This window comes from Ancylobacter sonchi (genome assembly GCF_018390695.1).
Lineage (GTDB): Bacteria > Pseudomonadota > Alphaproteobacteria > Rhizobiales > Xanthobacteraceae > Ancylobacter > Ancylobacter sonchi.
The window spans coordinates 129,359-155,472 of record NZ_JAHBGF010000016.1; the positions used below are offsets into that span (position 1 = coordinate 129,359).

Below are 26,114 nucleotides of genomic sequence, written 5' to 3' on the forward strand. Positions count from 1 at the left end.
GTTCAGTCCGCCGATCCGATCCGCCGCTGCTGCCACAGCTGGATCATGTTGACGAGGAACAGCATCACGAAGGCGGTGGCGAGCAGCGTCGCGGCGATGGCGGCGGCGGCCGGGTAGTCATATTCCTCGATGCGGATGAAGGTGAGCAGCGACACCACCTCGGTCTTGCCCGGAAGGTTGCCGGCGATGAAGATGATCGCCCCGAACTCGCCGAGCGAGCGCGCGAAGGACAGCGACGCCCCGGTGAGGAAGGCGGGGAAGATCGCCGGGAAGATCACCGTGGCGAAGATGCGCCGATCCGAGGCGCCCAGCGTGGCGGCGGCCTCCTCGACATCGGCGTGCAGGTCCTCCAGCACCGGCTGCACGGTGCGCACCACGAAGGGGATCGAGGTGAAGGCCATGGCGATGGCGATGCCGAGCGGCGTGTAGGCGACATCGATGCCGAGCGTCGCCAGCGGGCCGCCGAACCAGCCGTTCTTCACGAACAGCGCCGAGAGTGCGAGGCCGGCCACCGCGGTCGGCAGGGCGAAGGGCACGTCGACGAGGGCGTCGAGCAGCCGCTTGCCGGGAAACTCGTAGCGCGCCAGCACCCAGGCCAGCGCGAGGCCGTAGACGCAGTTGAAGGCGGTGGCGAGCGCGGCGGTGCCGAAGGTGATGCGGAAGGCGTTGGCGGTGCGCGGACCGGAGAGGATGGCGAGGTAGCGCTCCCAGCCGACATCCAGCGCCTGCCAGACCAGCGCGCCCAGCGGCAGCAGCACGATGAGGCTGAGATAGAGCAGGGTAATGCCGAGCGACAGTCCGAAGCCCGGTATGACGCGGTTCAACGGCTCGGCTCCTTCCCCTCGGCGACGGCCACTTCTCGGCCGATGGCCGGTGCAGGACCGGCCATGCCGCACTTATCCGCCAATGTCCAGTGCCACACCGGTTTTCACGACGATGGAACGGAAAATGGCCGGATGCGATCCGGCCATTCCCGATCTGCGCTCCTCTCCCCGCCCGGCGCCGCGCGGGGAGAGGCGAGGCTCATTTGCCGACGAAGAGCTGGTCGAGCTTGCCGTCCGAGACGAAGTGGGCCTTCTGCAGCTTGTCCCAGCTGCCGAACACGTCCTCGACCTTGACGAGGCGCACCGGGGCGAACTTGGCCTTGAACTGCTCGGCCACCGCCTTGTCGACGACGCGGTTGTTGGCCTGCGCGGCGATGGTCTGGCCTTCGGTGGAATAGAGCCAGGTCAGGTAGTCGGTCGCCACCTGCCGCGAGCCGCGCTTGTCGACCACCTTGTCGACCACTGCGACCGGGAACTCGGCGAGCAGGCTCACCGGCGGCACCACGACCTGGAAGTTCTTTTCCTTGTAGGCGTCCTTGGCGCTGATGACCTCGGCCTCGAAGGTGATCAGCACGTCGCCCTGCTCGCGCTCGACGAAGGAGGTGGTGGCGCCGCGCCCGCCGGTGTCGAAGACGACGACGTTGGAGAGCAGCTTCTTGGCGAAGGCGTCGGCCTTGGCCTCGTCGCCGTTGAACTTCTCCAGCGCGAAGGCATAGGCGGCGATATAGGTGTAGCGGCCATTGCCCGAGGTCTTCGGGTTGGGGAACACCAGCTTGACGTCGTCGCGGACGAGGTCGTCCCAGTTCTTCACATTCTTGGGATTGCCGGCGCGCACCAGGAAGGCGGGGAAGGAATACCAGGGCGACGCGGCGTTGGGCAGCCGGGTCTGCCAGTCCTTGGCGACGAAGCCCTTATCGACCAGGAACTGGATGTCGGTGATCTGGTTGAAGGTGACGACGTCCGCCTCCAGGCCCTCGACGATCGAGCGCGCCTGCTTGGAGGTGCCGGCATGGCTCTGGTTGACCTTGATCTCCTTGCCGGTCTTCGCCTTGTAGCTCGGCTCGAACTTGGCGTTGATCGCCTCGAACAGCTCGCGGGCGATGTCGTAGGAGGCGTTGAGGATCGAGGTCGGCTCGGCGGCCCGCGCCGACGGCACGGCCGCCGAGAGCACGAGGGGCGCCAGGGCGGCGGCAAGGACGAGGCGGCGCGACAGGCGCATGGCGTAGTCTCCAGACGGCAATGATTTATCGATTAGAATTTGTGGAAATAACAATTCCACAGTCGAAATTGATTTAGCATGTCGATTGTCGTGACGGAAGGGTGAATCCGCGCTCCCCGGCGATCCTTCCATCCGGCAGGCCCGGCAAAAGCCTGCAAAAACTCGCGCCGACGGCCGGTTCCGTGCTAGTGGCAGCGCCGAGGAGTGATGCGCGTGGCCATCGAGATCAAGATCTGCGGGCTGAAGACGCCGGAGGCGCTGGATGCGGCGCTTGCCGCCGGTGCCGACATGGTCGGCCTCGTCTTCTTTCCCAGGAGCCCGCGCCATGTCGCCCTCGCCGATGCCGCCGCACTGGCCGAACGCGCCCGCGACCGATCGGCGGCCGGGCATGGCGGTAACCGCGTGCGCGTGGCGGCACTGACCGTCGACGCCGATGATGCCGAGCTCGACGCGATCGTCGCCGCCGTGCGGCCCGACATCCTCCAGCTGCACGGCCACGAGACGCCGGAACGGGTCCGCGCTCTGCGCGATCGCTTCGGGCTGGAAATCTGGAAGGCGGTCGGCATCGCCGGAGCGGAGGACCTCGCCCGCCTGCCGGCCTATGAAGATGTCGTCGACCGGCTCCTGCTCGACGCCAAGCCGCCCAGGGGCGCGGCGCTGCCCGGCGGCAACGGCGTGCCGTTCGACTGGAATCTGCTGCGCGGCCTTGACCTCGCAAAGCCCTTCATGCTGTCAGGGGGGCTGACGCCTGAGAATGTCGGGCAGGCGCTGACCATCACCCAGGCGCCGGCGGTCGACGTTTCGTCTGGCGTGGAGAGCGCGCCGGGCATCAAGGATCCGGCGCGGATCGCCGCCTTCATCCGTCACGCGCGGGAAGCCGCGTGCCATTTCGAACCCGTCGCCGGCTCGCCGGCGGAATCCTTGCCGGCAATATCTCTGCCGGCAGAGCAGACGAGCCCCGCCAACCTAACGAGCTCCACGTCGTGAACGCACCCAACTCCTTCCGCACCGGCCCCGACGAGAGCGGGCATTTCGGCATGTTCGGCGGCCGTTTCGTCGCCGAGACCCTGATGCCGCTGATCCTCGATCTGGAAAAGGCCTATCAGGACGCCAAGGCGGACCCCGCCTACAAGGCGGAGATGGATGCCGGGCTGAAGCACTATGTCGGCCGGCCGAGCCCGCTCTATTTCGCCGAGCGGCTCACCGAGCACCTGGGCGGCGCCAAGATCTATTTCAAGCGCGAGGAACTGAACCACACGGGTTCGCACAAGGTGAACAACGTGCTCGGCCAGATCCTGCTCGCCCGCCGCATGGGCAAGCCGCGCATCATCGCCGAGACCGGCGCCGGCCAGCACGGCGTCGCCACCGCGACGCTGTGCGCGCGCTACGGGCTGAAATGCGTCGTCTATATGGGCGCGCTCGACGTCTCCCGGCAGGCGCCGAACGTGTTCCGCATGAAGATGCTCGGCGCCGAGGTGGTGCCGGTGCAGGCCGGCGCCAAGACGCTGAAGGACGCCATGAACGAGGCGCTGCGCGACTGGGTGACCAACGTGCACGACACCTTCTACTGCATCGGCACGGTGGCGGGCCCGCACCCCTACCCGGCGATGGTGCGCGACTTCCAGTCGATCATCGGCCACGAGACCCGCGCCCAGATGCTGGAACAGGAAGGCCGGCTGCCGGACAGCCTGATCGCCTGCATCGGCGGCGGCTCCAACGCCATGGGGCTGTTCCACCCCTTCCTTGACGATCCGCACGTCAAGATCTGGGGCGTCGAGGCCGCCGGCCACGGCATTCCGAGCGGCCAGCATGCCGCCTCGCTCACCGGCGGACGGCCGGGCGTGCTGCACGGCAACCGCACCTATCTCCTGATGGACGATGACGGCCAGATCGCCGAGGCGCACTCCATCTCCGCCGGCCTCGACTATCCCGGCATCGGCCCGGAGCATAGCTGGCTGCACGATACCGGCCGCGCCAGCTACATCTCGGCGACCGACGAGGAGGCGCTGGCCGCCTTCCAGCTGGTGTCACGCCTCGAGGGCATCATCCCGGCGCTGGAGCCGGCGCATGCGCTCGCCAAGGTCATCGATCTCGCGCCGACGCTGCCGAAGGACCATTTGATGGTGGTCAATCTCTCCGGCCGCGGCGACAAGGACATCCCGCAGGTGGCGGACATTCTGGGAACCCGCATATGAGCTCGCGCCTCACCCAACGCTTCGAGGCTTGCGCCCGCGAGGGTCGCGCTGCGCTCGTCACCTTCGTCACCGCCGGCGACCCGGACCACGACACCTCGCTGGCGCTGCTGAAGGCGCTGCCGGCCGCCGGTTCCGACGTCATCGAGTTCGGCGTGCCGTTCACCGATCCGATGGCCGACGGCCCGGCGATCCAGGCCGCCGGCCTGCGGGCGCTGAAGAATGGCCAGACGCTGGTCAAGACGCTCGCCATGGTGCGCGCCTTCCGCGAGACCGACACCACCACGCCGGTGGTGCTGATGGGCTACTACAATCCGGTCTATATTTACGGCGTCGAGCGCTTCCTGGTGGACGCCAAGGCAGCCGGCGTCGACGGGCTGGTGGTGGTCGACCTGCCGCCGGAAGAGGATAACGAGCTGTGCCTGCCGGCGCTCGCCGCCGGTCTCGCCTTCATCCGCCTGGCCACCCCGACCACCGACGACAAGCGTCTGCCGACGGTGCTGAAGAACACGGCGGGCTTCGTCTACTACGTCTCGATCGCCGGCATCACCGGCGCGGGCTCGGCGGATGCCGGTGCCGTCGCGCAGGCGGTGACGCGGATCAAGGCGCATACGCCGCTCCCGGTAGCGGTCGGCTTCGGCGTCAAGACGCCGGCGCAGGCCGCCGCCATCGCCGCCAATGCCGACGGCGTGGTGGTGGGCTCGGCGCTGATCGACGCGCTGCGCGGCACGCTCGACGCCGAGGAGAAGGCGACGCCCGCCACCATCCCGGCCGTCACCCGCCTCGTCTCGGCGCTGGCGGAAGCGGTGCGCACGGCGCGGCCGGCGGCCGCCGAATAGCGGGGATCGCCTTTTCCTCGCCTTGCTGCATGATTACTTGCTGCGTAACCACTCGCTGCGTAACCACTTGCAGCGTGACCAGATGCAGGCCGGCGCCGCCACGCGCCGCCTCGACCACCTCGGAGCCGAGCCCTTGAACTGGATCTCGAACGTCGTCCGCCCCAAGCTCAACAGCTTCCTCAATCGCCGGGAAGTGCCGGAGAACCTGTGGGTGAAGTGCCCCGAGACCGGGCAGATGGTGTTCCACAAGGACCTCGAGGCCAATCTGCACGTGATCCCGGGCTCCGGCTATCACATGCGCATGGAGCCCACGGCCCGGCTGCGTGCCACCTTCGACGGCGGCAAATGGTACGATATCGCCCTGCCGTCGGTCGTTGCCGACCCGCTGAAGTTCCGCGACGAGAAGCGCTACACCGACCGGCTGAAGGACGCCCGCACCAAGACCGGGGCGCAGGACGCGCTGAAGGTCGGCTATGGCAAGCTCGAAGGCCTGCCGGTGACCGTCGCCGTACAGGATTTCGGCTTCATGGGCGGTTCGCTCGGCATGGCGGCGGGCGAGGCCATCGTCACCGGGCTGGAGACCGCCGCGGCCCGGGGCACGCCCTTCATCATCTTCGCCTCCTCCGGCGGCGCGCGCATGCAGGAGGGCATCCTCTCGCTGATGCAGATGCCGCGCACCACTTGCGCGGTGCAGGAACTGCGCGAGGCGCGGTTGCCCTATATCGTCGTGCTCACCAACCCGACCACCGGCGGCGTCACCGCCTCCTACGCCATGCTGGGCGACGTGCATCTCGCCGAGCCGGGCGCGCTGATCGGTTTCGCCGGCCCGCGCGTCATCGAGCAGACCATCCGCGAGAAGCTGCCTGACGGCTTCCAGCGCTCGGAATTCCTGCGCCAGCACGGCATGGTCGACATGGTGGTGCACCGTCACGACATGCGCGCCACCCTCGCCCGACTCTGCCGGCTGCTGATGCGCGCGCCCGCTGTCGAGACGACGCCGGCCCGTGCCGAGGAACCGGCCACGACGCCGGACGCCGTCGCCGCTCCCGCCGCTCCGGCGGCTTCCTGACGCGAGGATGACTGCCGTGCCTGCCCTCCCGGCCGCCGGCGATGGCGCCAGCCCGCCCATCGATACCATCTTCGAGCGGCTGCTGGCGCTGCATCCCAAGCTGATCGACCTGTCGCTCGACCGTATGGAGCGGTTGATGGCGCGGCTCGGCCATCCCGAGCGCCAGCTGCCGCCGCTGATCCATGTCGCCGGCACCAATGGCAAGGGCTCCACCGTCGCCTTCATGCGGGCGATACTGGAAGCCGCCGGCAAGCGGGTGCACGTCTACACCTCGCCGCATCTGGTGCGCTTCAACGAGCGCATCCGCCTCGCCGGCCGCCTGGTCGAGGACGCCCAGCTGGTCGACGCGCTCGACCGGGCGGAGAAGGCCAATGGCGGCGAGCCGATCACCTTCTTCGAGATCACAACCGCAGCGGCCTTCCTGCTGTTCGCCGAAGTGGAAGCCGATGTGCTGCTGCTGGAAGTCGGCCTCGGCGGCCGGCTCGACGCCACCAATGTGGTGGAAAGCGCGCTGGTCAGCGTCATCACGCCGGTATCGATCGACCATGTCGACTTCCTCGGCGAGACGGTCACCGCCATCGCCGGCGAGAAGGCCGGCATCCTGAAGCCCGGCGTGCCGGCGGTGATCGGCCGGCAGAACGAGGCGGCGCTGCGGGTCATCGAGCGGCAGGCCGCGCGGATGCGCGCGCCGCTGACCATCATGGGCGAGCAGTTCCAGGCGCATGACGAAGGCGGCCGGCTGATCGTCGCGGACGAGCACGGGCTGTTCGACCTGCCGCGCCCGCGCCTGGTCGGCCCGCACCAGATCGAGAATGCCGGCCTCGCCGTCGAGGCACTGCGGATCGCCGGCCTTGTCGTGCCTTCGCTGACGCTGCCGCCCCGCGCCTTCGAGGAGGGCGTGCGCGCGGCGGAATGGCCGGCGCGGCTGCAGCGGCTCGGCTCCGGCCCGCTCACCGCCCATGCGCCGGAAGGCGTCGACATCTGGCTCGACGGCGGCCACAACGCCGCCGGCGGACAGGCTCTCGCCGCGGCGCTGGCCGATATCGAGGACCGGGTACCGCGCCCGCTGGTGCTGATCGTCGGCATGCTCGGCACCAAGGATTCCGGTGCCTTTCTCGCCCCCTTCGCCGGGCTGGCGCGCGAGCTCATCGCCGTGCCGGTGCCGGGCGACCACAAGGGCCGCTCGCCGGAGGAGGTCGCGGCCGCCGGCGCGGCGCACGGCATCTCGTCCTCGACGGCACCGAGCGTGGCCGCCGCCCTTGACGGGCTCGCCGCCTTCCCGGTGGCGCCGGCGCCACGGGTGCTGATCGCCGGCTCGCTCTATCTCGCCGGCGCGGTGCTGGGGGAAAACGGCAACCTGCCGGAATAGGCTCCGCCGGCCTCCCCGGGCCGAATGGCAGCTACGACAAGCGCAGTAACCGCGCAAGGCTCCATCCTGCAGACGCGCGAAAGCACCGGCGCCCGCCAGGGCCCGGCCACTCTCGCTCGAAACAGGTGGCGGCGTCGGCGACCGCGCTCAGCGCGGCGCCAGCACCATGATCATCTGCCGGCCTTCCAGCAGCGGCTCGGACTCGACCTTTGCGATGGTCGCGAGCTCTTCCTTGACCTTGTTGAGCAGCTTGTAGCCGAGCTCCTGGTGCGCCATCTCGCGACCGCGGAAGCGCAGGGTGACCTTCACCTTGTCGCCTTCGTCGAAGAAGCGGTGGATCGCCTTCATCTTCACCTCGTAGTCATGGGTGTCGATGCCGGGACGCAGCTTGATTTCCTTGATCTCGACGACGTGCTGCTTCTTGCGCGCCTCGCTGGCCTTCTTCTGGTTCTGGTACTTGAAGCGGCCGTAATCGAGGATCTTGCAGACAGGCGGAACCGAGTTCGGCGCGATCTCGACGAGATCGAGGCCAGCTTCCTGCGCCAGGGCAATGGCATCGCGCGTCGGCACGACGCCGCGATTCTGCCCGTCCTGGTCGATGAGCTGGACTTCACGGATACGGATGTCTTCGTTGACGCGCGGGCCTTCCTTCTCAGGCACGGCGGCTCTCATGGGGCGACGAATGGGGGTCTTCTCCTCTGACGTTCCGGGTACATCCTACCGCGCATCTCGGGACAGGCCTGTCGGCTCGTTCACGCGCGTATAGAACGGTCGCAGAACATCGGTACAAACCCGCCGGAAGTCAACGGTCTTACCTAACGTAAAGAGATACGAAAGCCGCGATAATAAGCAATTTCCTCTCCGACGCTGCCTTTTGATGTTGCTTTTCGGCATCCACGACGCCTTGAGTGCGTCGCTGGCCGGCCGATTCCGCCGTGTCGGCACGCGTATGGACACGGGGCAGCGAGGACGCGAATGGCCGACGACACGCCGGATCTCACCGAGGCGCGCTTCATCGAGGTCGGCCAGCCGGCGCGACGCATCGCGGTGCGCACCACGCCGGGACGCAGCGAGGAGGGCGCGCCGGGCCTCTTGTGGTGCGGCGGCTATCTCTCGGACATGCGCGGCACCAAGGCCGAGGAGCTGGCGAAATGGGGCACCGCTCACGGCCGCCAGGTCGTGCGGTTCGACTATTCCGGTCATGGCGAATCCGGCGGCGACTTCATCGACGGCACGATCTCCGATTGGGCGGAGGACGCCGTCGCGGTGTTCGACCGCTGCACCCATGGGCCGCAGATCGTCGTCGGCTCCTCCATGGGCGGCTGGATCTCGCTGCTGCTGGCCCGGGCGCTGGCCGCGCGCGGCGACAAACGGCTCGCCGGCCTCGTGCTGATCGCCCCGGCACCGGACTTCACCGAGGAGCTGATGTGGAAGGCGATGACGCCGGAAATTCGCACCGAGCTGGTCGAGAAAGGCGTCTGGTACCGCGAATCCGAGCACGGAAGCAGCCCGATCACCCTGAAGCTGATCGAGGACGGGCGACGGCACATGGTGCTTGGTGAACCCTTCGCGGTCGGCTGCCCGGTGCGGATTCTGCAGGGCGTCGCCGACGATGTGGTGCCGTGGCGCCACGCGATGAAGCTGGTCACCTGCCTCGCCGAGGACGACGTGGTGGCGACGCTCATCAAGGATGGCGACCATCGGTTGTCGCGCCCGGAGGACATCGATCGCCTGCTCGGCGCCGTGGCCTCGCTCTAGGATGCGCGGCCGCTAATCGGTCGCACCGCCCGGCGCGCGCAGGAAGACCACCTCGGTGGTGTCGTAGCGCCGGCGCTCCAGCTCGGTGAAGCCGTCCGGCGGTGTGAAGCCGGACTGCACCGCCTCCTCGACGAGAATGAGCGCGCCCGGCGCCAGCCAGCCACCGTCACGCGCGCCCTCCAGCGACGTCTCGGCGAGGCCGTGGCCATAGGGCGGGTCGCAGAAGACGAGATCGAAGGCATCGCTGGCGAAGGCGGTGCCGAGCTTGGTCGCGTCGCGGCGGAAGATGCGGGTGATGCCGCCGAGCCCGAGCGCCTCGATATTGGCCCGGATCAGTCCGCGCGACTCGGACGCTTCCTCGACGAACACCGCGAACTTCGCCCCGCGCGACAACGCCTCGAGGCCGAGCGCGCCGGTACCGGCAAACAGGTCCAGTACCCGGGCGCCGTCGGCCGCGTCGTCATAGGCATGCGCGAGGACGTTGAACAACGCCTCGCGCAGCCGGTCGGTGGTGGGACGGGTCGCGCTGGAGCTCGGCCCCCGCAGGGGCCGACCGCCAAAACGGCCGCCGACGATGCGCATCGCCCGGCTTCCCGCGTTCAGCTACGCGGCGGACGCGGGCCGCGGGGCTTCGACGGACCACCTGACGGCCGGTCCCCGCGCGGCTTGCCGCCGCCGGGCTTGCCGCCAGAGCCCTTTCCGCCGAAACCTTTGCTGCCGCCAGGCTTGCCGGCGAACTTGCCGGCGGGACGCCCGCCGGGCTTGTCGCCGAAGGCGCGCTCGCCGCGCGGCTTGTCGCCGGCGAAGTTCTTCGCACCATAGGTCTTGCCGCCGGCACCCGCACCCTTGCCAGCCGGCCGGCTGTCACGACGCTCGCCGTCTTCGCTGGATCGGGACGGACGACCGCGCCCGGCCTCCTCCGACTTCACCCGGCCGCTATAGGGCCGGTCGCTGCCTTCGCCGCGGAAGGAGCGCTCGCGGAACGGGCGCTCGCCCTGTTCGCGACGCGGCGCACGCGCCGGCCGCTCCTCGCCATCGCGGGAACGGAACGGACGCTCGCCCTCCTCACGCTTGCGGAAGGGGCGGTCGCCCTCCGGCCGGTCGGCACGCGGACGGAACGGACGTTCGCCGCGCTCACCCTCCTCGCGCGGCGTGCGGGAGCGGAACGGGCGCTCACCCTGCTCGCGCGTGCGGAAACCGCCCTCGTCGGAACGCGAGCGGAAGGGCCGGGCAGCCGCGGCTTCCTCGCGCGGCGTGCGCGGACGGAAAGCCCGCTCGGTACGCTCGCCTTCCTCGCGACGCGGGGCACGGGCGGGACGCTCCTCGCCGTCGCGGCTGCGGAACGGGCGATCGCCCTCCTCGCGGCGCGGACGCTCGCTACGGTCACGGAACGGGCGCTCACCCTCCGGGCGCTCGGCGCGCGGACGGAACGGACGCTCGGCACGCTCGCCCTCCTCACGCGGCGGACGCGGACGGAAGCTGCGCTCACCGCCCTCCTCACGACGCGGACCACGGGCGGGACGCTCCTCGCCGTCGCGGCTGCGGAACGGGCGCTCGCCATCCTCGCGGCGCGGACGCTCGCTACGGTCACGGAACGGGCGCTCACCCTCCGGGCGCTCGGCGCGCGGACGGGACGGACGCTCGGCACGCTCGCCATCCTCGCGCGGCGGACGCGGACGGAAGCTGCGCTCACCGCCCTCCTCACGACGCGGACCACGGGCGGGACGCTCCTCGCCGTCGCGGCTGCGGAACGGCCGGTCGCCGTCCTCGCGGCGCGGACCCTCGCTACGGGCGCGGAACGGGCGCTCGCCATCCGGGCGCTCGGCACGCGGACGGGACGGACGCTCGGCGCGCTCGCCCTCCTCGCGCGGCGGACGCGAGCGGAAGGTGCGCTCACCTCCCTCGTCGCGGCGCGGACCACGGGCGGGGCGCTCCTCGCCGTCGCGCTTGCGGAACGGGCGGTCGCCCTCGGCGCGGCGGCCGCGCGGCGGCGCCCGCTCGGGCTCGGGCTCCGGCGCGTTGCTCTTCACCCGCTGTACCAGCACCTTGCGACCCTTGCGGTCGGCGACGATGCCGGCGGTCACCTGGCGCTCGGCGCTCGCCTCGGTGTCGATCGGCTTGCGGCGATGGCGGTCCTCGGCGCCTTCCGGCTTGGCATAGCGCGCCGCCTTGCCACGCGCCGGCGGACGCGGCGCCTCCTCGTCGGAGCCGTCATAGACGAAAAGCGGGCCGTCGAAATCGGCGGCGGCGGCGGCGGACAGTTCAGGGCCAAGCTGGTCGGCGAGCACGCGGGTGCGTACTTCCTCGACCGCGCCCTGCGCGATCTCGCCGAGCTGGAACGGCCCGTAGGACAGGCGGATCAGCCGGTTCACCTCGAGGCCGAGCGAGCCGAGAACGTTACGCACCTCGCGGTTCTTGCCCTCGCGCAGCGCCAGCGTCAGCCAGGAATTGGCGCCCTGCACCCGGTCCAGCACCGCCTCGATGGGGCCGTAGTGCACGCCGTCGACGGTGATGCCGCCGATCAGCGCATCGAGCTTGTCCTGGGTGATCTCGCCCTTGGCGCGCACGCGATAGCGGCGCAGCCAGCCGGTCTCCGGCAGCTCCAGCACCCGCGACAGGCCGCCATCATTGGTGAGCAGGATCAGGCCTTCGGTATTGAGGTCGAGCCGGCCGACCGAGACCAGGCGCGGCAGGCCCTCGGGCAGGATCTCGAACAGGGTCGGGCGCCCCTCGGGATCGAAATTGGTGGTCACCACGCCCTTGGGCTTGTGGTAGAGGAACAGCCGCGTGCGCTCCTTGGCCGGCAGCGGGCGACCATCGACGGTGATGGCGTCCTCCGCCGTCACGGTGCGGGCGGGGGTGTCGAGCACCTCGCCATTCACCGCCACCCGGCCCTCGCCGATCCACTCCTCGATCTCGCGGCGCGAGCCGAGACCGGCGCGGGCGATCACCTTGGCGACGCGCTCCGCCTCCCTCGGCTCGGCGGGAGCAAGGTTGCGCGGTGCGCGCGGCACGCGGTTCTGTTCCTTGCGGGGCGCGGCAGAAGGGCGCGAGGGCGGAGTGCGCGGGGGCATTTTGGGCATTTGGGAAATATCCGAAACTTTGGTCGGCGGTGCTATCACGTCCTTGGCGCGGACGCGAGCATTTGGGACACGAACGGTTGAACGACGACGAGAAGAGCCCCCCGGCACGGCCCGATTTCATGGATCGGGCGCTTCAGGAAGCGAGAAAGGCCGCCGAGCGCGGCGAGGTGCCGGTCGGCGCGGTGGTGGTACGCGAAGGCGACATCGTGGCGGCGGACGGCAACCGCACCCGCGAACTCGCCGACCCCTCGGCGCATGCCGAGATGCTGGCGATCCGTCAGGCGGCGGCGCGTCTCGGCACCGACCGGCTCTCCGACTGCGATCTCTATGTGACGCTGGAGCCCTGCACCATGTGTGCGGGCGTCATCGCCTGGGCCCGGCTGCGCCGGCTATATTACGGCGCCGCCGACCCCAAGGGCGGGGCGGTGGAGTCCGGCGTGCGCTTCTTCTCGGCGCCCACATGCCACCATGTGCCGGAGATCTATGACGGGATCGGGGCAACCGAGGCGGCGACGCTGCTGAAATCGTTCTTTTTCGCGCGCCGCTAGCCTGTCAGGACGAGATTACGCCAGCACCGCCTCCACGCGGCGCTTCACCTCGTCCTTCACCGGCTCGGCGGCCTTGAAGATCGCGGCGGCGCGGAAGAAGTCCAGCACGCGGAAATTATCGACATTGGGCCGGATCAGGATGTCCGGCGCGCCGGACTTCAGCTTCTCGGCGACGATCGAGCCCGCCATGATCTGCAACGCCGCGAACATGGCGTCGAAGGGACGGGGCACGCCCCGCACCTCGCCGCCCGGACCGCCGGTGATGTCCACCGCCAGCACCTTGTCGGCGCGCAGCCGCAACAGGTCGAAGGGCAGCGGGTTGACCGCGCCGCCGTCGACCAGCGTATGGCCGCCATGCACCACCGGGCGGATCAGCCCGGGGATCGCCAGCGAGGCCGCCACCGCCGGGCGGATGTCGCCGGAGTGCATCACCTGCTCGCGCCGGGCCCAGTAATTTGTGGCGACCACATGCAGGGGGATCGCCAGTTCGTCGAAGCGCTCGGGCACCGAGGCCGGTAGGAAGCCTTCGAGGAACTTCTCGGCGTCGAGCAGCACCGGGTTGCCGAGCCCGCCGAACAGGTCGGCGATGCGCCCGACCCGCGCGGCGAGCAGGCGGCGCATCACCTCGCCGCGATCCTTCATCAGGCCCGACACCATGTGGCGCAGCTCCAGCGCCGGGATGCCGGAGGCATAGGCGGCGCCGATCAGCGCGCCGATCGAGGCGCCGGCAATGGCGACCGGGCGGACGCCGAGCTCGTCGAGCGCCTCCAGCACCAGAATGTGCGACAGCCCGCGCGCGCCGCCCGAGCCCAGCGCCACGGCGAGCGAAGGCTCGCGCCCGGCGACGGGCACGCCATGCGAGGAAAGAACCGGTTCGTGAGGCGGCGCGTGACGTCCGCGCGCGGCGTGAGGATCGTCCATGGCGGCTGTCTCGCACGATTCCGCGGCATTTGTTTGAAAGGCCGCAGTAGTTTCCATGACAAGCCGGCCGATAGGCTAGACGCCTATTCCGCCAGCGCCCGCCAAGCGATGTCGGAGCGGCAGAAGCCTTCCGGCCAGTCGATGCGCGCCACCGCGTCATAGGCGCGCTCGCGCGCCTCGGCGACATTGGCGCCGATGGCGGTGACGTTGAGCACCCGCCCGCCATTGGCCAGCAGTTGCGCGCCCTCGCGCCGCGTGCCGGCGTGGAAGACATGCACGCCCGGCGTCGAGCCGGCGACCTCGACGCCGTTGATCGGCGTGCCCTTCTCATAGGAGCCGGGATAGCCGCGCGCCGCCATGACCACGGTGATGGCGGCGTCCGGCACCATCGACACCCGCTCGTCGGCCAGCGCGCCGGTGGCGGTGGCGTAAAGCAGCTCCAGCAGGTCGCCTTCCAGCCGCATCAGCAGCACCTGGCATTCCGGGTCGCCGAAGCGGACATTGTATTCGATGAGCTTCGGCCCATCGATGGTGATCATCAGCCCGGCGAACAGCACGCCCCGATAGGGGCTGCCACCGTCGGCGAGCGCGCGGGCGGTCGGCTTGACGATCTCGGCCAGCGTGCGGCGCTCCATCTCGGCGGTGAACACCGGCGCCGGCGAATAGGCGCCCATGCCGCCGGTATTCGGCCCCTGATCGCCGTCGAAGGCGCGCTTATGGTCCTGCGCCGAGCCGAAGGGCAGCACCGTCTCGCCGTCGACCAGGCAGAAGAAGCTCACCTCCTCGCCTTCGAGGAACTCCTCGATGAGGATCTCGGTGCCGGGGGTGCCCATGGCGAACACCTCGTCGACGGCGGCGAGCGCCTCTTCCAGCGTCATGGCGACGACGACGCCCTTGCCGGCCATCAGCCCGTCGGCCTTCAGCACGATCGGCGCGCCGCGCCGGCGCACGAAGTCGCGCGCGGCCTCCGCCTGCGAGAAGCGTCCGAAGGCGGCGGTCGGAATGTCGTGCTGGCGGCACAGCTCCTTGGTGAACAGCTTGGAGCCTTCCAGCTGCGCCGCCACCCGGCGCGGGCCGAACACGTTGATGCCCTCGGCGGTCAGCCGGTCGGCGATGCCGTCGACCAGCGGTGCCTCGGGGCCGACCACCACCAGGTCGATCTTCTCGGCGGCGCAGACCGAGACGATGGCGTCATGGTCGGTGAGCGGGATGGTCTCGATGCAGCGGGCATGCTCGGCGATGCCGGGATTGCCGGGAATGGCGATCAGCGCGGTGAGCGACGGGCTCTGCGCCAGCTTCCAGGCGAGTGCATGCTCGCGGCCGCCCGAACCCAGCAGCAGAACCTTCATGCCTCGTCTCCCTTTGCGCCACCCGGTTGCGCGTCATCCGATCCGCGCTTCGCCTAGACGACCGCGCCCCTCGGGGCAAGAGGGCGCTGCGATTCGGGCGCCTCACATAGGGCACCGCGAACAGAGGGCGACATGAGAGGGCCGGCGGACCGGGAACCCGCCTATTCGTAGGCGAGCGCCACCACCGGATCCATCCCGGCCGCCTTGCGCGCCGGCAGATAGCCGAAGATCAGCCCGGTGAGGAAGGCGCAGCCGAAGGCGAGCAGCGGCGGCAGCAGCGACAGCACGATGTTGACGCCCAGCATCCCCAGCGCCACCGCCGCGCCGATGCCCAGCACCACGCCGACGGCGCCACCGACGCCGCACACCACCAGCGCCTCGGTGTTGAACTGCAGCATGATGTTGCTCATGCGCGCGCCGGTCGCCATGCGGATACCGATCTCGCGGGTGCGCTCGGTGACGCTCACCAGCATGATGTTCATCACCCCGATGCCGGCGACGATCAGCGAGATCGCCGCGACGCAGCCCAGCACCAGCGTCAGCGTCTCCTGCGTCGCCACCGCGGTTTCCAGGAACTGCGCGGTGTTGCGGACCTGGAAGTCCTCGGCCTGGTGGCGCTCGCTGAGGATGCGCGTCACCTCGCGCTCGACGGCGGGGATGTTGGCGGCGTCGTCCACCTTCAGCGTCACCGAATTGACGAAGCGCCGGCCGAACACCCGCACGAAGCCGGTGGAGAGCGGTACCAGCGCCACGTCGTCCTGGTCCTGGCCGAAGGCGTTGGCGCCGCGCGCGCCGAGAATGCCGATCACCTGGTACGGCACGTTCTTGACCAGCACGTAGCGGCCGATCGGGTCGTCCTCGCCGAACAGGTTGCGGGCGACGGTCTGGCCGAGCACCAGCACCGGCGCATAGGCTTTCACGTCGTCGGCGGAGAACATCACCCCGCGCTCCATCGGCCAGTCGCGCGCGGCGAGATAATCGGCCGTGGTGCCGGCGATCTGGGTGAAATAATCCTCGGAGCCGAAGCGCATGGTGTAGCGGCCGGTGCGCTCCGGCGCCACCGCGCCGAGGCCGGGGATGACGCGCAGCGCATCGGCGTCCTCCGGCAGCAGCGTGGCATTGTCGCCGGAGGTGCGGATGCCCACCGCTCCCGGGCGGACGATCAAGAGGTTGGTGCCGATCTGGGCAATGCGCTCCAGCACCTGCTTCTTGCCGCCATCGCCCACCGCCAGCATGGTGATCACCGAGGCGACGCCGATGACAATGCCGAGCAACGTCAGCACGGTGCGGAACAGGTTGGCGTACATGGAGGCGAAGGCCATGCGCACCGCCTCGGCGAGATCCGGCAGGAAGCGGGCGAGGCCGCCGCGCTCTTCCAGATGACCGGCCGGCTTCGGCGGGGCAGAGGGCGGAGGCAGCGCCGCGCGGGGCGTCGGCTCGTCGGAGACGATATGGCCGTCCTGGAAGCGCACGATGCGCCTTGCATGCGCCGCCACCTCGGCGTCGTGGGTGATGAGGATGACGGTGTGGCCCTCGGCGTTCAGCTCGGTGAGCAGCGCCAGCACCTCCTCGCCGGAGCGGCTGTCCAGCGCGCCGGTCGGCTCGTCGGCGAGGATCACCGGCGCGGCGTTCATCAGCGCGCGGGCGATGGAGACGCGCTGCTGCTGACCGCCGGAGAGCTGGCTCGGACGGTGCTCGGCGCGCTCGGCGAGGCCGAGCCGGGCCAGCAGGGCATGGGCGCGCGACACCCGCCGCTCCTTGGCGAGCCCGGCATAGATGGCGGGGATCTCGACATTCTCCGCCGCCGTCAGGCTCGGCAGCAGATTGTAGCGCTGGAACACGAAGCCGAAGGTGGCGCAGCGCAGATGCGCCAGCGCGTCCGGATCGAGCCCGGCGACATCGACCCCGGCGACGCGGTAGCGGCCATTGCTCGGCCGGTCGAGGCAGCCGACGATGTTCATCAGCGTCGACTTGCCCGACCCGGACTGGCCCATGATGGCGATGAACTCACCGGGCATGATCGACAGCGACACCCGGTCGAGCGCCCGCACCACCGTCTCGCCGTTCGGGTAGAGGCGGCTCACCTCGACGAGCTCGACGATCGGCACGCCCGGCGACGATCCGCCGACCGCCTCGAGTGCCCGGATCTCGGTGTCGGAGGTGATGTCCCCGCCCATCGCCGCCGCCTCAGCCGAGCCGCGGCGGCATCGCCGGCGGGCGGCCCTGCCCCGGGGTGGCGCCCGGCGCGCGATTGCCGGTGATCACCCGATCGCCGACCGACAGCCCGCCGAGGATCTGCGTCATCGAGCGGTTCGACAGCCCCGTCGTCACCTTGCGCTCTTCCACGGCGCCGTCGCGGGTGAGTACGCGCACGGTCTTCTCGCCGTCACGGCTGGCCCGGATCGCCGCGGTCGGCACCAGCGGCACGCCCTTGGCCTCGCCGAGGCGGAAGAACACCTGCGCCGTCATGCTGGTCATCAGCGTCAGGTCGTCGTTCGGCACGTCGATCAGCACATTGTAGAGCACCACGTCGTTGACGACGGTCGGCGTCGGCTCCACCTGCCGCACCGTGCCCTCCCAGCGCCGGTCCGGCAGGCCGAGGGTGTTGAAATAGCCGGGCGTGCCGACCTTGATGCGCGGAATGTCGCCTTCGGCCACCTGTGCCGTCACCGTCATGGTCTGCAGGTCGGCGATGCGCAGCACGATAGGGGCGGATTGGTTGGCGTTCAGCGTCTGGCCCGGCTTGGCCGAGAGCGAGACTACCGTGCCGTCCATCGGCGCGTAGATCTTGGTGTAGCCGAGATTGGCGAGGTCGCCGTCCAGCGTCGCCTGCGTCTGCTTGATCTGCGCCTGCAGCGCATCGATCTTGGCTTCGCTGATGCGCGCCGTCGCGGTGGCAGCGTCGGCGGCGTCCTTGCTGCCGGACTGGTTGGCGAGCAATTGCTGGGCCCGCTCGTTGCGCAGCCGGTCCAGCACCAGCTGCGCCTGCGCCTGCGCCAGCTGCGCCTTGAGGTTGTCGAGATTGGCGCGGTCGCCGGTGACGCGGGTCTGGTAGACGGTGGGGTCGATCTCGGCGAGCAGGTCGCCCTTCTTCACCACATCGCCGACATCGGGATTGATCGTGCGCAGCTGCCCGGAAACCTGAGTGCCGACATCGACATAGGTCTTGGGCTGGATATTGGCGATGGCGGTGACCAGCGTCTCGATGTCGCCCAGCTCGACCCGGCTGGTCTGATAGGCCGGTGCCTCGACGGCGCGCTCGCGTACGAAATAGGCGTAGCCTGCCCCGCCGGCGGCAAGCAGCGCAACCAGCGCCAGCCACGGCCAGCGCCGCCGCCGACGCGGCACGGCGCGCGTCTCACCCACTTCCGTACCGGAGCGCTGGAGCATCGTCGGTCCCGTCTCTTCCCCTGCCTTCCCAAGGGGATAGACTGGAAGCGGGAACGCGCAAAATGAATTCGCGGTAATGTCGAAACCGCCGGCTTCCCTCGGGTCGCGCCGTGCGGTTCATCGATCCTGCGGCCGGTATTCGCCGGTATCGGGATCCCGCTTCAGCGTCGCGGCAGGCGAGCGTGCCGCCGCCTCGTCGCGACGGGCCTCGTCGAGCTCCGCATTCACCCGGCGCGACTCCTGCGCCAGCATCTTGACCAGAGCGGCGGCGCCGAGGGCGCCCAAGGCGACGATCAGGAAGGGGGGCATGAACGGGTTCCCTCGATTAGAGACCGAAGCGGCCCCACAGCGCCCGCGCCTCGGCAGCATGGAGCATCTCGTCGGCAAGACCGGCGCCGATCGCCGAAGCCGAGGCCGCCGCGCCGACGCCGGGGACGCGCCGGCTGAACAGACCACCGCCGGACTGGATCAGCGGAGTGACGACCTTGTCGCCGTAGCGGGCGCGCAGGAACGAGCGCAGATCGCCGATGGTGTCGACGAGGCCGAGCTCCTGCGCCTGTTCCGCCGACCAGAACTCGCCGGAGAACAGCGTCGCCTCGTCGGCGGTCAGCACATCGCCGCGCCGGGTCCGCACCAGGCCGGCAAACACCGTGTGGATCTCCTTCTGCAGGCCCTTCAGCCGCTCGACATCCTCGGCCTTTTCCGGCTGGAAGGGATCGAGCATCACCTTGCGCTCGCCCGCGGTGTAGACGCGGCGGTCGATGCCGAGCTTGCCCAGCGCCCGGTCGAAGCCGAAACCGGCGCTCACCACCCCGATCGACCCGACGATCGAGAACGGGTCGGCGACGATCTCGTCGGCGGCACAGGCCAGCATGTAGCCGCCCGAGGCCGCCACATCCTCGACGAAGGCGAGAACCGGCAGCTGCTTTTCCGCCGCGAGGTCGCGGATGCGCCGGTAGATCAGATGCGACTGCGCCGGCGCGCCTCCCGGCGAATTGATCACCAGCGCCACCGCCTTGGCTCCCTTCACCGCGAAGGCCTTGTCGAGGCTCTTCGCCACCCCGGCGAGGGTGAGGGCGGGGCGCAGCGGCGAGCCGACGCCGATGGTACCGGTGAGCCGAACCACCGGCACGACGGCTGCGTCGTCGCGCAGCGCAGCCGGCAGGATGGGCGCCATGTGCCGGCGCAGCGAAGTGAACAGGGACGCGTTTGCCATGTGCAAGACATAGGGCGCCGCGCGAAAAGGCTCAAGCGCCCACGCCGCCGCCGGCGATAACGCTCCGGCGAGGCACTTCAGAGGGGAAGCTTCAGGCGAGGCGTGTCAGGCGAGGCCCGCTCCCTCGCGCAGCACCGCCTCGGCCTGTGGTGTCGGCTGGCCCTCGCCATCGGCGAGCAGCAGCCCGGGCAGCAGCGCCGGCGGGGTGCGGCGCCCCTTCACCGCCCCGACCAGCACCCGGATCGCCGGCGCCTCCGGCCGGCCATGCACCGGACGGATCGTCACAGCGCCGAAACGCCCAGTCAGCGTCGCGAGGATGATGTCGAGCGCCTCTGGCCGGTGGATGAGGATAAGCCGGCCGCCGGGGGCCAATAGCCGCTCGCCCGCCCGTACCCAGTCTTCCAGCGCATTGTCCGGCGTCATATGGGCGAGCGCCCGCCGGTCGCTCGGCGAAATCCGGTGGCGCGCCGGATCGTTGAAGGGCGGGTTCATCAGCACCGCGTCGGCGGCGCGGGGACCGGGTGCGGCCGGCCCGCCCGGCCGGGCGAGCATCGCGATGTCGGCCTCCACCACCGCGACCCGCGCCGACAGGTCGGGTTGCTGGCGCTCGGCATTGCGGCGGGCCAGCGCGGCGGTCGCCGGGTCGAGCTCGACGAGATGCAGCCGCGCGGCGGGCAGCCGCACCGCCACCGCAAGGCCCGCCGCGCCGACGCCGGCACCGAGATCCACCACATGCCGGGCCGAGGCCGGCACGCTGGCGGCGAGCAGCAGCGCGTCATGGCCCGCGCGATGGCCGCGCGCCGGCTGCAGCAGCCGCAGCCGGCCGCCGAGCAGCGCGTCGTCGGTGAGCGGCAGGACCTCCGGGGGAGGCAAGGCCTCGCTCATTCCGGCACCAGTTCGCGCCCGAGCCCGGCGGCGACCAGAAGGCGGCGGGCGCGATTCGCCGCGTCGTCCTCCACCAGGAGGCGGCGGGGAATGACCCCGAGCGAGCCTTCGAGGATGCTCATGTGCCGGTCGAGCACCAGATGGCCGATGCCTTCCGCCGCCAGCAGCGCCTCGACGGCGGAGATGAGGACCGGATCGTTGGTACGCATGATTTCCCGCATGGACACCATCATGGCACGACGCTCCCCGGCTGGGGAGGGGCGCCGGCCTCGGGGCATCGGCCGCTCCGACGCCCGGAAGCGGAGCCGGACTGCCGTTTCCGCCGACGGCTTGCCCGATCGGGGGGGCTGTCCTTATTGTGGCGCCGGTTTTTACATCCTGTCGGAAAATGACTGTGGCTGTCGTCGTTCCCTTCGATCCCGTTGCCGAACCGTCGCTCGAGACCATCCTCTCTCTCGTCCGCGACGACATGGAGCGCGTGAATGCGCTGATCCTGTCGCGCACCGGCTCCGACGTCACCATGATCCCCGAGGTGGCGCAGCATCTTATTTCCTCCGGCGGCAAACGTCTGCGTCCGATGCTGACCATCGCTACCGCAGTGCTCGCCGGCTATCAGGGCGACGGGCATGTGAAACTCGCCGCCTCCGTCGAGTTCATGCACACCGCGACGCTGCTGCACGACGACGTGGTTGATGACAGCGACATGCGGCGCGGCAAGCCCGCCGCCCGCATGCTGTGGGGCAATGAGGCGAGCGTGCTGGTCGGCGACTTCCTGCTCGGCCAGGCGTTCCGCATGATGATCGAGGTCGGCGACCTGCGCTGCCTCGACATCCTGTCGACCGCCGCCGTGCTGATCGCGGAGGGCGAGGTGGCCCAGCTCGCCGCCGCTAAGAACACCGCGACCAGCGAAGACGAGTATCTCACCGTCATCCGCGGGAAGACGGCGGAACTGTTCGCCGCCGCCTGCGAGGTCGGTCCGGTGCTCGGCAAGCTCACCAAGGCCGAGCAGGCGGCCTGCCGCAGCTATGGCATGAATCTCGGCATCGCCTTCCAGCTCATCGACGACGCGCTCGACTATGGCGGGCAGCGCGCCAAGCTCGGCAAGAACGTCGGCGACGATTTCCGTGAGGGCAAGATCACCCTCCCGATCGTGCTCGCCTTCCGGCGGGGCAATGAGGAGGAGCGGGCGTTCTGGACCCGCTGCCTGCAGGATGGCGAGATCGGCGAGGGCGACCTCGAACGGGCGATCGAGCTGCTGTCCCGCCACAACGCGCTCGCCGACACGGTGGAACGCGCCCGCCACTACGGCGCCATCGCCCGCGACGCCCTCGGCCTGTTCCGGGACGGCCCGGCCAAGCAGGCGCTGATCGACGTGGTGGAGTTCTGCGTCGCAAGAGCCCGCTGACGAGGGCCCGCTGACAGGGGCTCGCTGCCAAGGACCGCTGCCAAGGCCCGCTGAAAGGCGATCCGGCGGTCAGCCGCGCGGCGCGTAGAGGATGATCGCCGCGCCGGCGAGGCAGACTGTACCGCCGACCACGTCCCAGCGGTCGGGACGAAAGCCTTCGACCGCCCACAGCCAGGCCAGCGACGCGACGATGTAGACGCCGCCATAGGTGGCAAAGGCACGCCCGGCGTGCTCGGCATCAACCTTGGTCAGCAGCGCCCCGAAGGCGATCAGGCTCAGCGCCCCCGGCGCCAGCCACAGCGGGTTGGCGCCGGAGCGCACCACCGCCCAGAAGGCGAAGCAGCCGGCGATCTCGGCGAGCGCCGCCAGCGCGTAGATCAAGGCCGTCGTCATTCCGCCCCCGTCAGCCCGACATCGTCAGCCGAGCACCGTCGACTTCACCCACCAGTCCGGCCGCGCGGCGATGACGGCCTTCGCCGCCCGCGCGGCGGCGCGGCAATCGTCATAGAGCCCGAAAAACGTCGCCCCCGAGCCGGACATGCGCACCAGCCGCACCTCCGGCGTCGCGGCGAGCACATCCGCCACCTCGCCGAGCGAGAGTTCGAGCGCGCGGGCGGGCGGCTCGAGATCGTTCGGCACTTCGACGAGGAAAGCGAGCGCCTCCGCGCGTGTCGCAAAGCCGTCGGGCCGCGGCGGCGGCCGGCGTATCTCTCCCGGCGCGAGGCCGAGGGCGCGAAACACCGACGCCGTCGCCACCGGAAGGCGCGGATTGACCAGCACCAAGCCGAAACGCGGCAGGGCGACCGGGGAGAGCGCTTCGCCGCGCCCACCCATCCAGCTGGAGCGGCCATAGAGGCAGACCGGCACGTCGGAGCCGGTGGCGAGCGCCGCCGCGTAGAGGCGCGGATCGTCCGGCGCCAGCCCGTTCGTGCGGGCGAGCAGCCGCAGCGCCGCCGCCCCGTCCGCCGAACCGCCGCCAATGCCGGAGGCGACCGGCAGCCGCTTGTCGAGCACGAAGCGGCCAATCCTCAGCCCCTCGACCCGCGCCTTGAGTTCGCGTGCGGCCTTCAGCACCAGATTGTCGGGCTCGACGGTGAGCGTCGCCGCGCCCGGACCGGCAAGATCGAGGCCGGGTTCGCCCTCCGGCTCGTAGGTCAAGCGGTCGCCGGCGCCGGCAAAGGCGACGAGGCTCGACAATTCGTGATAGCCGTCCGCCCGGCGGCCGAGCACGGCGAGGGACAGGTTGATTTTCGCCGGAGCTCGCTCGGCCAACCGCGCGAGGAGCGAGGACGAAGCAGGCAAGGACGGGGCGGGCGCCACGACGGCAGCAATCGGCATGTTCGGATCGGCCATGATCTGCTTATGGGCGGCGGCGCGACGGCCGGCAAGCCGCCTTCGACACCGGCGGTGAATTGCCCCTCCCGACGCGGCGACTTGCGCCGGACCCGCATTTCGCTGTATATGACGGCCATTCACTTATCTCAGATGGCCTGACGGTCGGTTGAGAGTGGGTTCCACCGCCGGGACCCGCTCTTTTTGCATTGCGGACCATCACGGGTCCGGCGAGGACGATGAGCGAGAACGACATCAAGTCCGACAAGGTTGCCGAGCCGGTTTTCGAAACCCGGCTGGACGAGCCGCGTCTCGTCACCGAGACCGGCCCTGCCGCGCGGGTGGCGGCGATCGTCGCGCCGGTGCTGGAAGGCCTCGGCTTCCGGCTGGTCCGGGTCAAGATCTCCGGCGGCGACGCGATGACGCTGCAGATCATGGCCGAGCGGCCGGACGGTTCGTTCGGCATCGAGGAATGCGAGGCGGCGAGCCGCGCGATCTCGCCGGTGCTCGACGTCGAGGATCCGATCTCCGGCGCCTACAATCTCGAAATGTCCTCGCCCGGCATCGACCGGCCGCTGGTGCGCTCCAGCGACTTCGACCGCTGGGCCGGCCACGAGGCCAAGGTGGAGCTCGCCGTGCCGTTCGACGGCCGCAAGCGGTTCCGCGGCCTGCTGCTGGGCCAGAAGAACGGCGCAGCGGTCATCCGCCTGCCCGACGCTCCGGCCGGCACGCCCGACACCTATGAGCTGCCCATCGCCGATATCGGCGAGGCGCGCCTCGTCATGACCGACGCGCTGATCCGCGACGCCTTGCGCCGCGACAAGGCTCTGCGCGAGGGCGCGGGGATCGACGAGGACGATATCGATACCGCCGATCTCGGCGACGCGTCGTTCGAGGACGATGCCGACGAAGTGGAAGACGGCGAGGCGGAAGGCGACGAAACTGTCGTCCGCATCGTTCCGGCCAAGAAGATGCCGGTGCGCGCCACGCCGAAGGCGAAGCCCGCCTACAAGCCGAAGGGCGCCGCCAAACCCGCCAAGAAATCCAACGCAAAACGCAAATCCCCCGCGAAGGAGACGCACTGATGGTTGTCGTCAGCGCCAACCGGCTCGAGCTTCTGCAGATCGCTGATGCGGTCGCCCGCGAGAAGTCGATCGACCGGACCATCGTCATCGCCGCCATGGAAGACGCGATCGCGAAAGCCGCGCGCTCCCGCTACGGCGCCGAGACCGACATCCATGCGGAGATCAACCCCCGCACCGGCGAACTGCGCCTCGCCCGTCACCTGCTGGTGGTCGACCAGGTGGAGAATTCCGCCATCGAGATCGACCTCGTCGGCGCCCGCCGGCTGAACCCGGCCGCGCAGGTGGGCGATTCCATCGCCGACACGCTGCCGCCCTTCGATTTCGGCCGTATCGCCGCCCAGTCGGCCAAGCAGGTCATCGTGCAGAAGGTGCGCGAGGCCGAGCGCGACCGGCAGTACGAAGAATTCAAGGACCGCATCGGCGAAATCGTCAACGGCGCGGTCAAGCGCGTCGAGTACGGCAATGTCGTCGTCGATCTCGGTAAGGGTGAAGCCTCGCTGCGTCGCGATGAATTGCTGCCGCGCGAAGTCTTCAAGGTCGGCGACCGCATCCGCGCCTATGTCTACGACGTGCGCCGCGAGCCGCGCGGCCCGCAGATCTTCCTGTCGCGCACCCATCCGCAGTTCATGGCGAAGCTGTTCGCCCAGGAAGTGCCGGAAATCTACGACAACATCGTCGAGATCAAGGCCGTCGCCCGCGACCCCGGCTCGCGCGCCAAGATCGCCGTCACCTCGCGCGATTCCTCGGTCGACCCGGTCGGCGCCTGCGTCGGTATGCGCGGCTCGCGCGTGCAGGCGGTGGTGAACGAGCTGCAGGGCGAGAAGATCGACATCATTCCGTGGTCGAACGACGTCGCCACCTTCATCGTCAACGCGCTGGCGCCGGCGGAAGTGGTGAAGGTCGTGCTCGACGAGGACCGCGAGCGTATTGAAGTCGTGGTGCCGGATGCCCAACTAAGCCTCGCCATCGGCCGTCGCGGCCAGAACGTCCGCCTCGCCTCCCAGCTCACCGGCTGGGACATCGACATCATGACCGAGGCGGAGGAAAGCGAGCGGCGCCAGAAGGAATTCGCCGAGCGCTCCAAGATCTTCGCCGAGGCGCTCGACCTCGACGAGATGATGGGCCAGCTGCTCGCCTCCGAAGGCTTCGCCAGCGTCGAAGAGCTCGCCTATGTGCCGATCGCCGAACTCGCGAGCATCGAGGGCTTCGACGAGGACACCGCGCAGGAACTGCAAAGCCGCGCGCAGAGCCACCTCGCCGAGGTGGAAGCCGCCTTCGACGAGCGCCGTCGCGCGCTCGGTGTCGAGGACGAGCTGCGCGAGGTGCCGGGCGTGACCTCGCCGATGCTGGTGGCGTTCGGCGAGAACGACATCAAGTCCGTCGAGGATCTCGCCGGCTGCGCCACGGACGACCTGACCGGCTGGACCGAGCGCAAGGACGGCGAGACCGTCCGCGTGTCCGGCGCGCTGGAGGGCTTCCAGCTCTCCCGCGAGGACGCCGAGGCGCTGATCATGCAGGCCCGCGTCAAGGCGGGCTGGATTTCGGCCGATGAGCTCGCCACCGCGGGCGACGAGGCCGAGGAGACTACCGAGGAGGACGCCGGCAACCCGGCGTGAGCCAGGACCGGCAT

The 26,114-nt window shown here is 69.9% G+C and carries 25 protein-coding genes; 10 read left to right on the forward strand and 15 right to left on the reverse strand.

Annotated elements, in window-relative coordinates; translation table 11 throughout:
- Positions 1 to 2 precede the first annotated feature (2 nt).
- On the reverse strand, positions 3 to 824 hold the full coding sequence (cysT, locus tag KHC28_RS07980; protein WP_214007814.1) for a sulfate ABC transporter permease subunit CysT: 822 nt from the start codon (positions 822 to 824) through the stop codon (positions 3 to 5).
- 199 nt (positions 825 to 1,023) lie between these two features.
- The gene (gene cysP, locus KHC28_RS07985; RefSeq protein WP_214007815.1) at positions 1,024 to 2,043 is read right to left on the reverse strand and encodes a thiosulfate ABC transporter substrate-binding protein CysP; all 1,020 of its coding nucleotides are present in this window, start codon (positions 2,041 to 2,043) and stop codon (positions 1,024 to 1,026) included.
- A gap of 213 nt (positions 2,044 to 2,256) precedes the next feature.
- Here cysP and KHC28_RS07990 point away from each other — a divergent pair, with 213 nt between their 5' ends.
- The 5 genes from KHC28_RS07990 to KHC28_RS08010 all read left to right on the forward strand — a co-directional run bounded on the left by KHC28_RS07990 (position 2,257) and on the right by KHC28_RS08010 (position 7,512).
- Positions 2,257 to 3,030: a phosphoribosylanthranilate isomerase gene (locus KHC28_RS07990; protein WP_214007816.1), complete on the forward strand. Its 774-nt coding sequence runs from the start codon at positions 2,257 to 2,259 to the stop codon at positions 3,028 to 3,030.
- A gap of 50 nt (positions 3,031 to 3,080) precedes the next feature.
- The gene (trpB, locus tag KHC28_RS07995; RefSeq protein WP_214008164.1) at positions 3,081 to 4,238 is read left to right on the forward strand and encodes a tryptophan synthase subunit beta; all 1,158 of its coding nucleotides are present in this window, start codon (positions 3,081 to 3,083) and stop codon (positions 4,236 to 4,238) included.
- A complete protein-coding gene (trpA, locus tag KHC28_RS08000) occupies positions 4,235 to 5,074 on the forward strand; it encodes a tryptophan synthase subunit alpha (protein WP_214007817.1) in 840 nt (279 codons plus the stop codon). Before trpB ends, trpA begins: the two co-directional genes overlap by 4 nt.
- A gap of 133 nt (positions 5,075 to 5,207) precedes the next feature.
- Positions 5,208 to 6,143, forward strand: a complete 936-nt coding sequence (accD, locus tag KHC28_RS08005) for an acetyl-CoA carboxylase, carboxyltransferase subunit beta (RefSeq protein ID WP_214008165.1) — start codon at positions 5,208 to 5,210, stop codon at positions 6,141 to 6,143.
- 7 nt (positions 6,144 to 6,150) lie between these two features.
- Entirely contained in the window at positions 6,151 to 7,512 is a 1,362-nt protein-coding gene (locus KHC28_RS08010; protein WP_214007818.1) for a bifunctional folylpolyglutamate synthase/dihydrofolate synthase, read from the forward strand.
- Positions 7,513 to 7,659: 147 nt separating this feature from the next.
- Here KHC28_RS08010 and infC read toward each other — a convergent pair whose 3' ends face one another.
- Positions 7,660 to 8,184 (reverse strand): translation initiation factor IF-3, encoded by a 525-nt coding sequence (gene infC, locus KHC28_RS08015; RefSeq protein WP_214007819.1) that lies wholly within the window; start codon positions 8,182 to 8,184, stop codon positions 7,660 to 7,662.
- A gap of 303 nt (positions 8,185 to 8,487) precedes the next feature.
- On the opposite strand from infC, the gene KHC28_RS08020 reads away from it, so the two are divergent.
- Positions 8,488 to 9,270, forward strand: coding sequence for an alpha/beta hydrolase (locus tag KHC28_RS08020; protein ID WP_214007820.1), 783 nt, complete (start codon positions 8,488 to 8,490; stop codon positions 9,268 to 9,270).
- Positions 9,271 to 9,282: 12 nt separating this feature from the next.
- Here KHC28_RS08020 and rsmD read toward each other — a convergent pair whose 3' ends face one another.
- Positions 9,283 to 9,852, reverse strand: coding sequence for a 16S rRNA (guanine(966)-N(2))-methyltransferase RsmD (gene rsmD / locus KHC28_RS08025; RefSeq protein ID WP_214007821.1), 570 nt, complete (start codon positions 9,850 to 9,852; stop codon positions 9,283 to 9,285).
- Positions 9,853 to 9,869: 17 nt separating this feature from the next.
- A complete protein-coding gene (locus KHC28_RS08030) occupies positions 9,870 to 12,344 on the reverse strand; it encodes a pseudouridine synthase (protein ID WP_214008166.1) in 2,475 nt (824 codons plus the stop codon).
- A gap of 128 nt (positions 12,345 to 12,472) precedes the next feature.
- On the opposite strand from KHC28_RS08030, the gene KHC28_RS08035 reads away from it, so the two are divergent.
- Positions 12,473 to 12,901 carry a nucleoside deaminase gene (locus KHC28_RS08035; RefSeq protein WP_214008167.1) on the forward strand — a complete coding sequence of 143 codons (429 nt, stop codon included), beginning with the start codon at positions 12,473 to 12,475 and terminating at the stop codon, positions 12,899 to 12,901.
- Between the two features lie 15 nt (positions 12,902 to 12,916).
- Here the strand turns inward: KHC28_RS08035 and KHC28_RS08040 are convergent, their stop codons facing one another.
- From KHC28_RS08040 to KHC28_RS08075, 8 genes are all read right to left on the reverse strand, one after another.
- Positions 12,917 to 13,822, reverse strand: coding sequence for a patatin-like phospholipase family protein (locus KHC28_RS08040; protein ID WP_246564504.1), 906 nt, complete (start codon positions 13,820 to 13,822; stop codon positions 12,917 to 12,919).
- An 83-nt stretch (positions 13,823 to 13,905) separates the two neighbouring features.
- Entirely contained in the window at positions 13,906 to 15,171 is a 1,266-nt protein-coding gene (gene purD / locus KHC28_RS08045) for a phosphoribosylamine--glycine ligase (RefSeq protein WP_214007823.1), read from the reverse strand.
- A gap of 161 nt (positions 15,172 to 15,332) precedes the next feature.
- A complete protein-coding gene (locus KHC28_RS08050; RefSeq protein ID WP_214007824.1) occupies positions 15,333 to 17,348 on the reverse strand; it encodes a MacB family efflux pump subunit in 2,016 nt (671 codons plus the stop codon).
- A gap of 10 nt (positions 17,349 to 17,358) precedes the next feature.
- Positions 17,359 to 18,561, reverse strand: a complete 1,203-nt coding sequence (locus tag KHC28_RS08055) for an efflux RND transporter periplasmic adaptor subunit (protein WP_214007825.1) — start codon at positions 18,559 to 18,561, stop codon at positions 17,359 to 17,361.
- 117 nt (positions 18,562 to 18,678) lie between these two features.
- Positions 18,679 to 18,870 (reverse strand): hypothetical protein, encoded by a 192-nt coding sequence (locus KHC28_RS08060; RefSeq protein WP_214007826.1) that lies wholly within the window; start codon positions 18,868 to 18,870, stop codon positions 18,679 to 18,681.
- A gap of 16 nt (positions 18,871 to 18,886) precedes the next feature.
- On the reverse strand, positions 18,887 to 19,777 hold the full coding sequence (locus KHC28_RS08065) for a S49 family peptidase (RefSeq protein ID WP_214007827.1): 891 nt from the start codon (positions 19,775 to 19,777) through the stop codon (positions 18,887 to 18,889).
- Positions 19,778 to 19,882: 105 nt separating this feature from the next.
- Entirely contained in the window at positions 19,883 to 20,662 is a 780-nt protein-coding gene (locus KHC28_RS08070) for a tRNA1(Val) (adenine(37)-N6)-methyltransferase (RefSeq protein ID WP_214007828.1), read from the reverse strand.
- A complete protein-coding gene (locus tag KHC28_RS08075) occupies positions 20,659 to 20,883 on the reverse strand; it encodes a putative signal transducing protein (RefSeq protein WP_214008168.1) in 225 nt (74 codons plus the stop codon). The genes KHC28_RS08070 and KHC28_RS08075 overlap by 4 nt, the downstream gene beginning before the upstream one ends.
- A 173-nt stretch (positions 20,884 to 21,056) precedes the next feature.
- Between KHC28_RS08075 and KHC28_RS08080 the strand changes: the two genes are divergently transcribed.
- Complete coding sequence (locus tag KHC28_RS08080) at positions 21,057 to 22,067, forward strand: polyprenyl synthetase family protein (protein WP_214007829.1); 1,011 nt, start codon at positions 21,057 to 21,059, stop codon at positions 22,065 to 22,067.
- A gap of 69 nt (positions 22,068 to 22,136) precedes the next feature.
- Here the strand turns inward: KHC28_RS08080 and KHC28_RS08085 are convergent, their stop codons facing one another.
- A complete protein-coding gene (locus KHC28_RS08085; RefSeq protein ID WP_214007830.1) occupies positions 22,137 to 22,460 on the reverse strand; it encodes a YnfA family protein in 324 nt (107 codons plus the stop codon).
- A 24-nt stretch (positions 22,461 to 22,484) separates the two neighbouring features.
- Positions 22,485 to 23,420 carry a 4-(cytidine 5'-diphospho)-2-C-methyl-D-erythritol kinase gene (locus tag KHC28_RS08090; protein WP_246564508.1) on the reverse strand — a complete coding sequence of 312 codons (936 nt, stop codon included), beginning with the start codon at positions 23,418 to 23,420 and terminating at the stop codon, positions 22,485 to 22,487.
- 218 nt (positions 23,421 to 23,638) lie between these two features.
- Between KHC28_RS08090 and rimP the strand changes: the two genes are divergently transcribed.
- Entirely contained in the window at positions 23,639 to 24,484 is an 846-nt protein-coding gene (rimP, locus tag KHC28_RS08095) for a ribosome maturation factor RimP (protein WP_214007831.1), read from the forward strand.
- Positions 24,484 to 26,100 carry a transcription termination factor NusA gene (nusA, locus tag KHC28_RS08100; RefSeq protein WP_214007832.1) on the forward strand — a complete coding sequence of 539 codons (1,617 nt, stop codon included), beginning with the start codon at positions 24,484 to 24,486 and terminating at the stop codon, positions 26,098 to 26,100. Before rimP ends, nusA begins: the two co-directional genes overlap by 1 nt.
- Positions 26,101 to 26,114: the final 14 nt, after the last annotated feature.